Annotated in this window: 12 protein-coding genes; 10 read left to right on the forward strand and 2 right to left on the reverse strand. The window is 36.4% G+C overall.

All coding sequences use genetic code 11. The annotated features are described in order from the left end of the window. The coding region (locus tag M0Q24_RS07195; protein WP_295048917.1) for a hypothetical protein at window positions 1–439 on the reverse strand (439 nt) is incomplete at its 3' end. 143 nt (window positions 440–582) lie between these two features. Between M0Q24_RS07195 and M0Q24_RS07200 the strand changes: the two genes are divergently transcribed. The 5 genes from M0Q24_RS07200 to M0Q24_RS07220 are packed head-to-tail and all read left to right on the forward strand — an operon-like array spanning window position 583 to window position 7,565. Then, window positions 583–2,994: a molybdopterin-dependent oxidoreductase gene (locus M0Q24_RS07200; RefSeq protein WP_295048919.1), complete on the forward strand. Its 2,412-nt coding sequence runs from the start codon at window positions 583–585 to the stop codon at window positions 2,992–2,994. A 1-nt stretch (window position 2,995) separates the two neighbouring features. Then, window positions 2,996–3,547, forward strand: coding sequence for a hypothetical protein (locus M0Q24_RS07205; RefSeq protein WP_295048922.1), 552 nt, complete (start codon window positions 2,996–2,998; stop codon window positions 3,545–3,547). A 26-nt stretch (window positions 3,548–3,573) separates the two neighbouring features. Continuing rightward, window positions 3,574–4,260 carry a response regulator transcription factor gene (locus M0Q24_RS07210; RefSeq protein ID WP_295048925.1) on the forward strand — a complete coding sequence of 229 codons (687 nt, stop codon included), beginning with the start codon at window positions 3,574–3,576 and terminating at the stop codon, window positions 4,258–4,260. A 55-nt stretch (window positions 4,261–4,315) separates the two neighbouring features. Further along, window positions 4,316–5,911 (forward strand): ABC transporter substrate-binding protein, encoded by a 1,596-nt coding sequence (locus M0Q24_RS07215; protein WP_295048928.1) that lies wholly within the window; start codon window positions 4,316–4,318, stop codon window positions 5,909–5,911. Then, window positions 5,904–7,565: a HAMP domain-containing sensor histidine kinase gene (locus M0Q24_RS07220; RefSeq protein WP_295048931.1), complete on the forward strand. Its 1,662-nt coding sequence runs from the start codon at window positions 5,904–5,906 to the stop codon at window positions 7,563–7,565. The genes M0Q24_RS07215 and M0Q24_RS07220 overlap by 8 nt, the downstream gene beginning before the upstream one ends. Here M0Q24_RS07220 and M0Q24_RS07225 read toward each other — a convergent pair. Next, entirely contained in the window at window positions 7,562–8,830 is a 1,269-nt protein-coding gene (locus M0Q24_RS07225; RefSeq protein ID WP_295048934.1) for a DNA polymerase IV, read from the reverse strand. The genes M0Q24_RS07220 and M0Q24_RS07225 overlap by 4 nt on opposite strands. A 134-nt stretch (window positions 8,831–8,964) precedes the next feature. On the opposite strand from M0Q24_RS07225, the gene pyk reads away from it, so the two are divergent. The 5 genes from pyk to M0Q24_RS07250 all read left to right on the forward strand — a co-directional run bounded on the left by pyk (window position 8,965) and on the right by M0Q24_RS07250 (window position 14,120). Then, a complete protein-coding gene (gene pyk, locus M0Q24_RS07230) occupies window positions 8,965–10,416 on the forward strand; it encodes a pyruvate kinase (RefSeq protein WP_295048937.1) in 1,452 nt (483 codons plus the stop codon). A 322-nt stretch (window positions 10,417–10,738) separates the two neighbouring features. After that, a complete protein-coding gene (locus tag M0Q24_RS07235) occupies window positions 10,739–11,806 on the forward strand; it encodes a PAS domain S-box protein (RefSeq protein ID WP_295048940.1) in 1,068 nt (355 codons plus the stop codon). A gap of 46 nt (window positions 11,807–11,852) precedes the next feature. Then, window positions 11,853–12,182, forward strand: a complete 330-nt coding sequence (locus M0Q24_RS07240; RefSeq protein ID WP_295048942.1) for an ATP-binding protein — start codon at window positions 11,853–11,855, stop codon at window positions 12,180–12,182. Next, the gene (locus M0Q24_RS07245; RefSeq protein ID WP_295048946.1) at window positions 12,166–12,843 is read left to right on the forward strand and encodes a response regulator transcription factor; all 678 of its coding nucleotides are present in this window, start codon (window positions 12,166–12,168) and stop codon (window positions 12,841–12,843) included. The genes M0Q24_RS07240 and M0Q24_RS07245 overlap by 17 nt, the downstream gene beginning before the upstream one ends. Window positions 12,844–12,929: 86 nt before the next feature. Next, complete coding sequence (locus M0Q24_RS07250) at window positions 12,930–14,120, forward strand: FAD/NAD(P)-binding oxidoreductase (RefSeq protein WP_295048949.1); 1,191 nt, start codon at window positions 12,930–12,932, stop codon at window positions 14,118–14,120. Window positions 14,121–14,125: the final 5 nt, after the last annotated feature.

Consider the following 14,125-nt stretch of genomic DNA (forward strand, 5'->3'; position numbering starts at 1 on the left):
ACCACTCAGTCTCAAGCTCCTGACGACCAGCTTTAAACTTGATCTTGTCTGTATCATATCCGATGTAAGCATTTGTAGTAACAGCTATATCTCCGCCATCAATATTCCAAAATCTTGAGCTCGCATCACCTTTACCCTCTCCATAACCACTTATAGTGTCATCGTGAGCTTCCCAAATTACCTTATAACCCCTCATACCAAATGCAAGGTTGAAGTTATAAAAATCTGCAGTTTTGTATATAAGCTCTGCCGAACCAACTGAGTAAGCACCACTTCTATAGTAATCATCTAAACCTTTTTTAGAGTCTCGCATCTCATAAGTAACAGTCGCATCTCCACTTAGCTTACCATTTGTAATAGCTTCATCAAACTCGGCAGCTCCAACTGAACTAACCGCTATAGCAATACATGCTACTAAACTTAAACTAGTTTTTTTCATAATCTCATCCTTTAAACTTTTTAATATTAGAATGATAATGGATTTTAATAGCAAAATAGTCGAATAGAATATATAGTCATTCGATTTTTTTGCTATTATTAATAGTTACAATTTTTCAAACACAAGCTAGAAGGAAATAGATTATGGATACTTCAAGAAGAGATTTTTTAAGAAAAGGTGTAGCAGGATCTGCAGCACTGACTGTCAGTGGAGCTTTAAGTTCAGTTGGAGCTGCAAATATACTAGAATCTAGAACAGTAAAAATTCCAAGTGCTTCTCACTTTGGTGCTTTTTACGCTCATGTTAGAGATGGTAAAATTGTAGATATAACATCTCAACTAGATTCAGATGCGAACCCTACAGTAATAGTAAAAGGTTTAGCAGATAGAAATAGCTCAAACTCAAGAGTAAAGTACCCAGTTGTAAGAAAGTCTTACTTAGAGGGTAAAGGTCGCGGAGACTTAAGAGGAAAAGAAGAGTTTGTTAGAGTTTCATGGGACACAGCCCTAGATCTTGCTGCTGACGCTATTAAAAGAGCTCAGAAAAAAGGTGGAAACGAAGCACTTTATAACGCATCTTATGGTGGTTGGTCAATTCCAGGTGCTTTTAAGCCAAATGTTTTAGCTGGTAGATTTTTCAACCAAATTGGTGGAGCAGTAGGAACTGCAGGCGAGTACTCAAATGGTGCGGCAGGTCCTACAAACCCAGCTATTGTTGGAGATATGGAAGTTTACTCTATTCAAACTGCACATGAGCAGATCATTGCAAATACAAAAGTATTAGTTTTATGGGGAGCAGATCCATACAAAACTCAAAGAGCAGGGTATTCTGTACCAAACCATAGATGTTACGACGCTTATGAAGAGTATAAAAAAGCGGGAATTAAAGTTATTTTAATTGATCCTATTTATACTATTTCAGGTCAAGAGTTTAACGCAGAGTGGATCAAGATCAGACCTGGTTCTGATGTAGCTATGATGATGGCTATGATGCATTACCTATACAAAACTGGTAAATATGACAAAGAGTTTATTGAGAAATATACTCACGGATTTGACAAATTTTTACCATACCTTTTAGGTAAAACAGATGGAATTGAAAAAACTGCTAAATGGGCTGAAAAACTAACAGAAATTCCTGCAAAAACTATTGAATATTTAGCCGATACTATGGTCTCAAACAGAACTATGATAGCTGGAAACTGGGCAATGCAAAGAGCTGAATATGGCGAGCAGGTAGATTGGAGTATAATTACTTTAGCATCAATGATAGGTCAAATAGGACTTGCTGGTGGTGGTTTTGGTTTTTCTATGCACTACGAGGGTGGCGGAGACGCGGCTTCTGGAAAGAGAACTGTTGGTGGTATAAGTCAAGGAAAGGGTGGAGAGGTTAGTCTTGCTATTCCAGCTTCAAGAATGAGTGATCTTATAAACAAACCTGGACAAAAAGTTACATACAAAGGTAAGGTTATTACTTATCCAAAAGTTGAGTTTATGCTTAGTGCGGGTGGATCTCCAATAGGTCATCAACCAAACACAAACGAGCTAATAGAAGCGATGAGAAAACTAGATACTGTAGTTGTAATGGAACCATGGTGGACACCAACTGCTAAGATGGCAGATATTGTTTTTCCAGCAACTACTACAATGGAAAGAGATGATATAGCTTCTGGAATGTCATACTCAAACGATAGAATTTACGCAATGAAGCAGATAGTACCACCAAGATACGAGTCAAAAGACGACTACGAGATCTTTACACTTTTAGCAAAAAGATTTGGTACAGAGAAGAAGTACACAAGAGATAGAACTGCAAAAGATTGGTTAGAAGGACTTTACTCAAAGTCTTATGCAAGAAGAGAGATGAATATCACTTTTGAAGAGTTTTGGGATAAAGGAAGTGTTCATTATGAGATCCCAGATGAGGCTAGAAAGTATGTAAGACACTCAGCGTTTAGAGCAGATCCAGTAGCAAACGCACTAAAGACAGAGACTGGAAAGATCCAGATCTACTCTGAGCAGTTTGCAAGTTATAACTACAAAGAGTTTAAAGGTCATCCAATGTGGTTTGAGCCAACAGAGTGGTTAGGAAATAGTAAACTACTAAAGAAGTATCCACTTCACTTAGTTTCTCCACACCCAACATATAGAATCCATACTCAAATGGACAATACTTGGGTACAAAATGCTCATAAAGTTCAAGGTCGTGAGCCTATAAGAGTCTCTCCAAACGATGCTAAAAAGTTTGGTGTTAGAGATGGCGAAATAGTAGAAGTTTATAATGACAGAGGTAGCATTTTAGCTGGTGTTGTTGTAACTAAGACTATTAGAGATGGAGTTGTAGCAATTGAAGAGGGTGCTTGGTACTCTCCAGAAGATAGCACAAAAGATAACACAAGATGTAACTCTGGACAAGTAAATCTACTTACTTCTTCAAGACCTACATCACAAATGGCAAGTGCAACAACAGCAAACTCTACACTAGTTTCTATAAGAAAAGCAGGTGTAGTTAGTCCTAATGTGGCATACAACCCACCAAAAATTCAAGGAGCATAGAATGAAAAGTGTTTTAGGAAAATTATTTATAAGTCTGTTTATGGTTGGATCTCTGAGTGCTTTAGCTGCGAGTGATATATTTATTTTTCAAACTGCTAAAATAAAGATCGACAACAAAGAGGGGAGCATCTTCATAGGTACTCCCGTTAAGGTGCTTAAAAAAGTAGATGACAAAAATGTTTTAGTAGAGTTTTCTGGTATGGCATTTGGAGATAAACTTTATACTGGCAAAACAAAATCTCTTTTAATGGCAACAAAAAAAGAGGGTAGTTTTGCAGACGAAGGACAAGTAGTTAAAGTTCAAGCTGTTATAGAAAAAGGTTACCTCTCAGAAGTTCCAGCTGAGATCTGGGAAGAGCATGAAGAGTTCTTTTATGAGATGTGTACTCAGTGTCATGGAGCTTATAAGCCACAATCGCATACAATGCTTGAGTGGGATGCAATCCTTCAAACTATGAGTGGTTTTGCTCAGCTTTATGAAGATGAGACAGAGTATTTATCGAGATTTCTAAAAGCAAATGCAAGCAATGGTTTTTACCCTGAGCAAAAATAAGTAGAATTGACTAAGAGGAGTTAGTAGTGCAAAAAGAACTTTTAGCAAAACTACAAAACTTAACTATTCTTTATGCAGAAGATGAAGAGGGAATCAGAAAAAACATAGCTGATTCTCTTCGCTACTATGCCAAAGAAGTTTATGAAGCAGGCGATGGAGAAGAGGCTTTTTCTCTCTATGAAGAGAAAAAGCCCGATATTATATTTAGCGATATTCACATGCCGAAAATGGATGGCATAGAGTTTGTTAAAAAAGTAAGACAGGTTGACATGAAGACTCCTGTTGTTATGATAACGGCTCACACAGACAAAGAGTATTTGCTCGATGCTGTGGAGCTTCATATGGAAAAATACTTTGTAAAACCCATAAACTTAGAGCAACTTTTAGTTGGGCTTGAGAAGTGTGTAGAACAACTAGAACAAAACAGACTTGCAGTTTTAAGTGTAGACAACTCTTATGTTTATGACTTTGACAATAAAGAGTTAAAATATAAAGAAAATTCGATCATACTCAACAAAAAAGAGATGCTTTTTTTTGAGACGCTAATCTCTAGTCAAAACCGTATAACTTACTACGAAGAGTTACAAGATAATGTTTGGATCGATGATGTTATGACAGATAGTGCCCTGCGTTCACTTGTGAGAAACTTGAGGAAAAAACTACCAACTGACATTATTTATAATCTTTCAGGAGTTGGCTATAAGTTTATCTAAATACTTTTTTGCTTTAGTACTTTTGTTTAACCTCACATATGCAACTGAGCATCTTGTGCAAAAAACCCAATTTAGAGACGACGATGCTCTTTTACGAGTTGCAACTCCACAACATCCTGACTCTCACATTAAAATTTTTATTCCAAATATTCCATATACTTATATTGCAAAATGTACAAATTCAGGGCTTATTAGATCTTATGACAACGAGAGAGGTTGGGAGTATGAACTTGCAAAAAGTCACAAAAGAGTAGGCGACTTTACTTATGAGTTTGAACTAAGAGAAGGACTCAAGTTTCAAGATGGAAGTGAGTTTGACACTGATGATGTGGTTTTTAATTTTGAGTATTTTAAACGCTCTCCTATACTTTATACAAATATTGACAAAGTAGATTTTGATGTTATAAAGATCGATAAATACAAATTTAAAATAGTTTTAAAACAAAAATATGAGATGTTCTTAACAGATCTAGCTCGGATCTTTTTTTACACAAGAGAGTATCTTAAAAAATACGGTTTTAAAGGATCTGAGACTGGATCTGGTACTAAAAGAGCTGGTGCTTATGGAATGGGACCTTACATTTTAAAAGAGGGTTATGCACTAGGATCTAAGCAAACATCGCAAATAGAACTAGAAGCAAACCCATATTACTGGAACAAAGATTACCCAAAAATAAAAAGAGTCACAGCCTACACACAGTTAAATGCAAAAGACGCACTAAGGATGATCACCCAAGAAGAGGGCGAACTTGACTTTGCGCCAATTGACTTTAACAAAAAAATTGAAGTCTTAACATCTAAGTATGCAAAGTTAAACATAAGTAAATCTACAAACAATTTTATAATTTTTTTCAACCTTATAAATGCGAACGAGAGACTAAAATCAAAAGAGGTAAGAGTAGCTCTAAACCAAGCCATAGATCAAGAAAATTTACTAAATTTTGTATATAAAAATGAAGGGTACATTTCGCCATTTGCAAGTTCTGTAAACTATGAGATTGTTCAAAAAGTTTTGAAAAATAAAATGCCAAAAGAAGAAGAGGGTTATTCAAAAGAGAAGATGCACAAACTACTAAATGGCTTGGAACTAAATGTTTTTACACAAGATAGTTTTATGTTTTTGTTTAAGGGCATAGAGTACCAACTAAAAAAGTATGGAGTCACACTTAACTACACCGTTACAAGTAGTGAAAAAGATATATATGGGCAGCTACTTACCACTCACAAATCACAAAACACCCAAAAGTGGGATCTGCTGATCTGGGGCGATGATGACTGGTACTATGCAAATCCGTGGAGTGTATTTTTCATCTATGAAGATGAGAGTGCGTGGTCAACTATAGGTAAAGATAGAGTTATGAAGAGTTATATAGATGAGTTTTTTATAACAAAAACTGACTCAAAAGAGTATGAAAAAGTTGTCTCAAAAATCCTCTATAGAGCAAAAGAGATGGCATATACGCTACGAGTACCATCGCCAAACAAAGTAGTTGCACTAAATAAAGAAGTTATCTACAAACCCTATAAAGGTGCAGTTATTCCCATTTGGGAGATGCAGATTACAAAAGATCACTACTCCATAAGAGGTAAGAGAGAATACCCCACTTATCTAGAAGCACCCATAAAACCAAAAAGAGAAAAATATGAATAAAATAAGCATAAAATTTAAACTCAGATTGCTCTTTTTGATACTACTTTTAGCAATCACAGCTATAGGATACAAGTCAATTTCTATAAGTCAAGATAACAAAGATAGGCTTGAGATGGTTCATAGCAAATCACAAAATCTTCTAAGCCTCCAAGATAAAATCATCACTCCACTCTACAACCTAAGAGAGCTAAGCCAAGCCCTAGTTATGGCACCAAACAAAAAAATAAGAGAGACTATTTTTGAAAACCTAGCTATGGCTATAGATAGCCTTGACGAGGCATTTTTGGAATATTCAAAAGAAAATATTAGAGCTTATGAGATGTGGCTCAACTACAAATCTCTTGTAGGTGTGACAAAGGATTATTTGGACTCAGAGTTTGAAGAGGGCGCTTATCTAAACATAACAACTGCAGGTAGAGAGCAGTTTATGCTCTTAGTTGGAGAGCTTTTAGTCATCCAAAGTGATTTACTTAGTAAGTCCTCACAAGCTTATAGTGAGGCGGTAAAAGATGTTGCAAACATAAAGATAGAGACCTTTATCGCACTATTTATAATTTTGCTTTTTTCTATTATTGCAGGATCTTTAATATCAAACAATATCATCTCATCCATCTATAAAGTCCAAAATGGATTAAGAGAGTTTTTTGAGTATCTAAATCACAAGAGAGAAAAAGCAAGCAAGATTGATCTTATCTCTAGCGATGAGTTTAGCGACATAGCCAACATGATAAATGAAAATGTACAAACCATACAAAACAACATAGAAAAAGATGAGATACTTATAAAAAATGCTACAAGAGTGCTTCTTAGTATCAAAAGTGGAAACCTCGGAGATAGACTCGATGGTCATACGCATAATATGGCTCTAGGCGAGTTAAGAGAGATGATAAACGATATGATAGAAAATCTAGAAGATAAGATCCAGCAAGAGATACAAAAAAGACTTGAAAATGAGCAGATATTGTTGCAACAATCGAAGCTTGCATCTATGGGTGAGATGATAGGAAATATAGCTCATCAGTGGAGGCAACCACTTGCTCAAGTTATAGCTATTTTTATGAATATGAAAGTGACTTATGACTTTGATAAGTTTACGTCAAGCTACTTAAATCAAAAGATAGAAGAGGCAAATAAACTCACAAAGTATATGTCGCAAACCATAGATGACTTTCAAAACTTTTTCAATCCACATAGTGTAAAAGAGGTGTTTTGTGTTGAGAGAGCTTGTAGAGATGCTCTTTTTATAGTTGAGTCTTCACTTAAACATAACCACATAAAAGTGGAGTTTCAAGTTTTAGATGAATTGAAGATCTTAGGACATAAAAATGAGTACTCTCAAGTTGTACTAAATATCATAAACAATGCAAAAAATATCCTCTTAGAAAAAAAGATAAAAGAGCCACTTATAAAGATAGAGATAAAAGAGGGAGATAACTTTGCAATAGTAAAGATTGGGGATAATGGCGGAGGGGTCCCAACTGAGTTTTTAGAAAAAATCTTTGAGCCTTACTTTACAACTAGACACAAAACTCAAGGAACTGGCATCGGTCTCTATATGTCAAAAAATATCATAGAGAAAAATATGCAAGGCTATTTGAATGTCAAGAATATTGGTGATGGAGCTTGCTTTACTATAAAGGTACAAAAACACTAAAGTTCACTTGCCCACTTGATGGCATCTAGCCCATACTTTTCTCTAAGTTTATGTGTCTGCTCGCTTAGTGTTTTCATCTTTTGATCATCTTCAAAACCGATGAGAGAGAGCTCTTTTTTGGAGTCTCTTGTAAAGCTTGAGCAGTTTATGCTTAGTCTGATGGCGTGGAGTCTCTTGTGTATGTCTGCCTCGTTAAAGAGACTCATACACAAAGAGTCAAACTTTTTTTCTGTAAAGATTTCTGCTAGTGAGATGTTTTTGTGTGAGCTTTGTCTCATCTCATAAGAGATGCTAAGACTAAAAACAGTTGGGATGACATCAAGTTTTAAGATAGCATAGCTTAAGTGTCTTGCTAAGATATGGACTCTTCTTCTAAGCTCACCTCTGTCAAAAATGGGATCAAATGTTCGTGAGATCCCGATCGACTTTCTTCTATGTGAAGTTTGTATGGGTGCATCTGAGAGACCGCAAACTCTTTTGTAAAGTTGTGCTGCATAAGGACTCCACGACTCGACAGTTCCGCGTCTTTGCTTTAGCTCTCCTAGCGTGTGGATCTGAGCTGAGCGAAGTTTTTCTTTCATGCTTTTACCAATCCCAGCAAACTCACCAACAGGAATGTTTTTTATAAAACTATCAACATCTTTTTCATAAATAGTTTTGCAACCAAAAGGTTTTGCGCTTGAAGTTGCTAGCTTTGCGATGAAGCGAGTTTTTGCCGCTCCTATGGAGACAGGGAGTTTTAACTCTCTCTTTATCTCATGACGGAGGTTGTCAATAAATTGTTCAACTTCATCATCTTCCACCCAACCAGAGAGATCTCCATAAAACTCATCTATACTAGCTTGTTCAATAAGCGGGATCTTGGATTGTAAAAACTCATGAAGTTCGTGTGAGAGTTTTTGGTACAAAGACATATTTGGTGCTTTTATAATGAGGTGCGGACAGAGCATCAGAGCTTCTCTAATAGTCATAGCAGTTTTGATCCCATAAGATCTAGCCTCATAAGATGAAGTAGTAAGAATGCCACGAACTCTTCCATCCGCATCTACAAAGGCGTTTATATCATCGCTCTTCTCATAAGTTTTGTAAAAAGTGCTAACAAAAGATCCAGAGTTCTGAAGGTTCACGCTCTGTTTCTTTGCATCTTTTGTAAAGATCTGAGCATCACTACGCCCACCAATAGCCACAGCTTTGCCTTCTAAAGATGGATCACTAATGCGAACAGCACTTACAAAAAAGCAGTCGATGTCAATGTGTATTTTCATTTTGTAATTATAGGGAGTTTTATGTGAATAAGTTTAAAATATGACAGCTTGTCAAGAAAAACGAAGTCTTAAGAAATTCGTTTGTGTAGAGATTATGCTATTATCATTCATTATTTAGATTATAGAGGTCATACATGAAAAAAAGAACTAAAATTTTAGCTACTATTGGGCCTGCATCTGATTCGCTTGAGACCATACAAGCGCTTATCTTAGCTGGTGTAAATGTCTTTCGTTTAAATTTTTCTCATGGAACACATGAGTATCATTATGAAGTTTTGCAAAAAATTCGTCAAGCTGAAAAAAATACAGGGTTTTTAACAGGTGTTTTGCAAGACATTAGTGGTCCAAAGATTCGTGTTGGTATGATTGAAGAGCCTTTTAAACTTCAAGAAAATGATACTGTGGAGTTTGTTGCACAAGAGGTTATAGGCGTGCAGCTTAGTGAAAACAGCTACCGTACTTGCATCAATAAACCAGCTGTTTTAAAGCAGTTGAGCATAGGTGATTATATATATCTTTATGATGGGATGATTCGCACTAAAGTCATAGAAGCTTCTGCTCTTAGCGTAAAAGTCATTGTAGAAAATAGTGGAATGCTCTCTTCAAGAAAGGGTGTAAACTTTCCAAATACTCGCCTTAGTATTGAGATAATCACTAAAAAAGATAAAAGAGATATGCTCTGGGGCGCTCAAAATGATGTTGATTTTATGGCTATCTCTTTTGTGCAAAATGCCTCAGATATGATTCAAGCAAGAGAGATACTAAAAGAGTATGGCGGTAGAGCACAACTCTTTGCAAAGATAGAGAAGTTTGATGCGATTGAGGATATTGATGCCATTATAGAGGCAAGTGATGGCATTATGGTTGCTCGTGGAGATTTGGGTATAGAAGTGCCTTTTTACGAAGTACCAAGCTTACAAAAAATGCTCATAAGAAAAGCAAATGAAGCCGCAAAACCAGTTGTAACTGCAACGCAAATGCTACTCTCTATGACCCAAAAAGACAGAGCAACTCGTGCTGAGATTAGTGATATAGCAAATGCTGTTTTAGATGGAACTGACGCTGTTATGCTCTCAGAAGAGAGCGCTGTAGGACATAACCCTGTTTTAGCAGTAAAGACCATGTTTGAGACGATCCAAGGAGCTGAGAAGATCTACTCTTTTAATGAGTTTTCAAAGTTTAAGATCATAGATGCTGCTGATAGTGTAAATCAAGCAGCAGCAAGGCTGTGTGAAGATGTTGATGCGTGGGGGATTATAGCACTAACAACTTCAGGAACATCGGCTAGAAAAATAGCTCGTTATCGTCCTAGTAGAGATATATATGGAGTAACACATGACATAAAAGTCTCAAGATTTTTAACTGTTTGTTGGGGTATTGTTCCCGCATTTTTAGTTAAAGAAGATTCGCTAGATCATATGCTTCGTGAGCTTATGAGACTAGGTTTTGATAGAAAAGTTCTTCATCTTGACAAGAGTTATATATTGACAGCAGGAGATCCAATAGGTGTTGAGGGATCAACAAATATGATACGAATACTAAGAGCTCGTGAAATGGAGTATTTTCGTTTGTTAGAGGATGAGTAATTCCCCTCGTTCCATCTCTTGCGAGACCGTCTTGTCCCTACGCTCCGCGTGGTAACACATATAAGCTTCAACAAAATCAATCAAACTAATAAGTATATATACACTTCAACGCAGAGCATTGGAGCGAGAGATAAATATATATACACTCCCACGCAGAGCGTGTGAGCGAGTGGTGCTTCCCCTCGTTCCATCTCTCCTGAGATGGAATGCATATAAGTAAATAAACACAATAATACATTACACCTCACAAGAGGTATAGCGAGAGAAAAGAGAACTTAGGTCTATTTTAGCTACTTTAAACCAGATATAGTTATGATGCCATATGAGAAAAAAATCTAAAATCTTAAAAAATATGCCAAAATCCATTGTCCTTGAGACTGATGGAGAGGCGGTTGTTGGTATATATGGTGGTAAAAAGAGTTTAAAAAAACTCAAAACTCAAAAGTTAAAAGAGATCTTCGATCCTAAGGCTTATAAGCGATTAAAAAAGCTTAAAAAAAAGAAGAGTAAGAGTGGTATCATCAGCTGGGATGCTCGTGAGTATGAGGTTTACTTTAAGCGAGATGTTTTTTACTTTTATGACATTACTCCTTACTTTGAAGTTGAGTCAAAACTAAAGCAGAGTTTGGATGAGCTTACTTCTAAAAAAGAGGAGCTTCAAGCGGTTTTTGACCTTGCGGCAAATGGGATCTCTATCTTAGATAGAGATGGAATGTTTCTCTATGCAAACAAGTTTTTTCAAAATATGATGGAGTACACTATGGAGGAACTCTATAGCGAATCTTGCATCTCTCTCTCATCTCCTGAATATTCTACTCCATCAAAGACTGCAGTTGAAAAAGCCATAGAGTTTGGAAGCTTTGAGAAGTTTAAAAAGGTTTGCGTGACAAAGTCTGGAGTGCATCTAAATGCTAGTATGTCTTTGGCTTACTTAGAGAGCAGGGATGAGATTATCATGATAACCTCAGACATTACAGAAGACATAATGTACCAAGACAAACTCAAAAAACAAGTAGAGATAGAAGTAGCAAAAAGAACCCAGCAACATGAGATCATGTGTCATCAGTCAAGGCTCGCTGCTATGGGCGAGATGATAGACTCCATAGCTCACCAATGGAGACAGCCCTTAAATAGTCTAGGTATCATAGTCCAAGGACTTAGACACATCTCAGGCCAAAAAAATATAGACGCTAAGTTCTTAAAAGAGATAGAATCTGAGATGATGCAAAAGTTAAACTATATGTCTCAAACCATAGATGACTTTAGTATGTTTTTTAGGATATCTAAGCAAAAAGAGAATTTCAATGTTTTAAAAAGCATTGAAGATGCCATAAGACTTAGATATACAACTAAAAAACTACAATATTGCGATAAAAATAACAAAAGATGAGAGCCTAGATCTAAATATTTTAGGTTTTGCAAATGAGTTTAGACAAGTGATACTAAACATGATTCATAACGCTATGATGGCGATAGTTGCGAGAAGTGTTCAAAATGCAAAGATAGAAATAATTATAAAACGAGCCAAAAACAACCTTCAAATAGAGATAGTTGACAATGGTGGAGGGATCTCAAAAGAGGACATGCCAAAGATCTTTAACCCTTACTTCACAACAAAAGACAAAGGAAGTGGTATAGGACTCTATATGTCAAAAGTTATTATTGAGAGCCATATGAACGGGCTTTTAGCAGTTAAAAATATTAAAGATGGAGTGAAGTTTACTATCATGCTAAAAAAGGGTTATGAAGATGCAAGCAATTCATAAAAGACTCCAACCACTCACTCTTCTTATAGCTGAAGATGATGAAAGTACCTTAAAATGGCTCAGTCGTGTTTTATCTATCTACTTCAAAGAGGTAAGAGTCGCAAAGGATGCCATGCAAGCCTTAGAGCTTTTTGTAGAGAGTCCATCTGATGTTATCATCTCAGATATCGAGATGCCACAGGTCGATGGACTGCATCTACTAGAAAAGATCTCACTCATCTCACCACATACTATAAGAGTAGTGATGACAGCTTATAACACGCCAGAGTACATAAACAGAGCAGTAGAGGCAAATGTTGATTTTTATCTTAAAAAGCCTATAGATATAGATGAGTTTTTAGTGGCAATAGCTTCAAGTGCATCTAAAGATGATGCTCTAAATGAAGTGGTTTTTTTAAACGAGATCTACACTTATGACTATAAACAAAAACTTGCAAAAAAAGGCGATGAGAGTATAAAACTTACAAAAAAAGAGGTTTTACTTCTTGAATTGCTACTAAAAAACAGGAAGTCTGTAGTTAGTTTAGAGCAGATTGAACATAGCGTTTGGCAAGAGAGTGCTAGTGCAGATGCTATTAGAATGGTCGTTGTTGGTATACGAAAAAAACTATATCAAGGTGTTATAGAAAATGTTAAAGGGCTTGGCTATAGGATAGAGTAAAACCTTATGCAAACCTTATAGATCCCTTATACTAAACTTCTTATTTTAAGTTAGCATTACTCATAGCTAAAATAAGGAGAGAGAGTATGAAGAAAAAGATTCTTATAGTTGGTGGTGGAACCGCTGGAACTATGACTGCAAATAATCTTGCAAAAAAACTAATGCCTGAGATAGATAGAGATGAGGTTGAGATTACACTAATCTCTGACTCTAAATATCACTATTATAAGCCAGGTGCTATGTATGTTGCTTTTGGAAAATCAGAAGGATATGAGTTTGTAAGAGATCAAAGAGCTCTTCTTATGAGTGAGATAAATTTTGAGGTAGAAAAAGCTACACAGATCAACACAAAGAGCAACTTTGTTAAAGCACAAAGTGGCAAAAAATTTGAATATGACTTTTTAGTTCTAGCAACAGGATGTGAAGTAGCGCCAGATAGAATACCAGGACTTAGCGAAGCTGGAGACTGGTTTTACACTTATGAAGGTGCCACAAAGTTAGCAAAAAAGTTTCACGACATCAAAAGGGGAAGAATCCTTGTTACTGTAAACTTTCCAAAAACTCCAAATATTCCACATCAGTGCGGTATTGCACCAGTTGAGACAACTATGATGTTACACGATTTCTTAACAGAGAGAGGTGTGCGAGATGATATAGAGATAGTCTATACCTATCCAACTGTGGCACAAGCTGTAACCAACGGGCTTTTCATGCAAGAACCTACTTCAAATGTACTGCCTTCCATCTTTGATAGTTTAGGTATTAAGCATCAATCTGGTTTTACGCTGAGTAAGGTAGATCCAAAGAAAAAAGTAGCCATCTCTGCAGAGGGCGAAGAGATAGAATTTGACATACTAATGTCAACACCGCCTTTTACAGCTACAAAGTTTATAAGAGAGTCAGGAATCTCAGAAGCATTGGACGATGAGGGTTGGCTACCAACTGACAAGCAAACTCTAAAAGTAAAAGGACTAGACAATGTCTATACTTTAGGAGATACAGTAGATCTACCGGTCTCTAAAGCTGGTGGAACTGTACATAACCAAACAGATGTAGTAGCAGATAACATCGCATCTGAGCTTAGACATGGATATACGAGTGAGAGCTATGATGGTTTAGTCATCGCCATAGCTCAAATGGGGCTCTCTTGTGGTATGCCACTTTGGTATAACTATGACAAAGATGTTGCACCAACACCTTGTAGCAAACTAGGTAGCTTTGTAAGAAAAGGCTTTAACAAAGGCATCTACTGGGCAGCAGCTCGTGGAATGGTATAGGAGAA

The organism is Sulfurimonas sp. (assembly GCF_023228785.1).
Taxonomy (GTDB): domain Bacteria; phylum Campylobacterota; class Campylobacteria; order Campylobacterales; family Sulfurimonadaceae; genus Sulfurimonas.

What these genes read in the sequence shown, in the direction of transcription:
- M0Q24_RS07200 (WP_295048919.1), top strand. Translation starts at nt 583, where the DNA reads ATGGATACTTCAAGAAGAGATTTTTTAAGAAAAGGTGTAGCAGGATCT.
- M0Q24_RS07205 (WP_295048922.1), top strand. Translation starts at nt 2,996, where the DNA reads ATGAAAAGTGTTTTAGGAAAATTATTTATAAGTCTGTTTATGGTTGGA.
- M0Q24_RS07220 (WP_295048931.1), top strand. Translation starts at nt 5,904, where the DNA reads ATGAATAAAATAAGCATAAAATTTAAACTCAGATTGCTCTTTTTGATA.
- M0Q24_RS07225 (WP_295048934.1), bottom strand. Translation starts at nt 8,830, where the DNA reads ATGAAAATACACATTGACATCGACTGCTTTTTTGTAAGTGCTGTTCGC.
- pyk (WP_295048937.1), top strand. Translation starts at nt 8,965, where the DNA reads ATGAAAAAAAGAACTAAAATTTTAGCTACTATTGGGCCTGCATCTGAT.
- M0Q24_RS07235 (WP_295048940.1), top strand. Translation starts at nt 10,739, where the DNA reads ATGAGAAAAAAATCTAAAATCTTAAAAAATATGCCAAAATCCATTGTC.
- M0Q24_RS07245 (WP_295048946.1), top strand. Translation starts at nt 12,166, where the DNA reads ATGCAAGCAATTCATAAAAGACTCCAACCACTCACTCTTCTTATAGCT.
- M0Q24_RS07250 (WP_295048949.1), top strand. Translation starts at nt 12,930, where the DNA reads ATGAAGAAAAAGATTCTTATAGTTGGTGGTGGAACCGCTGGAACTATG.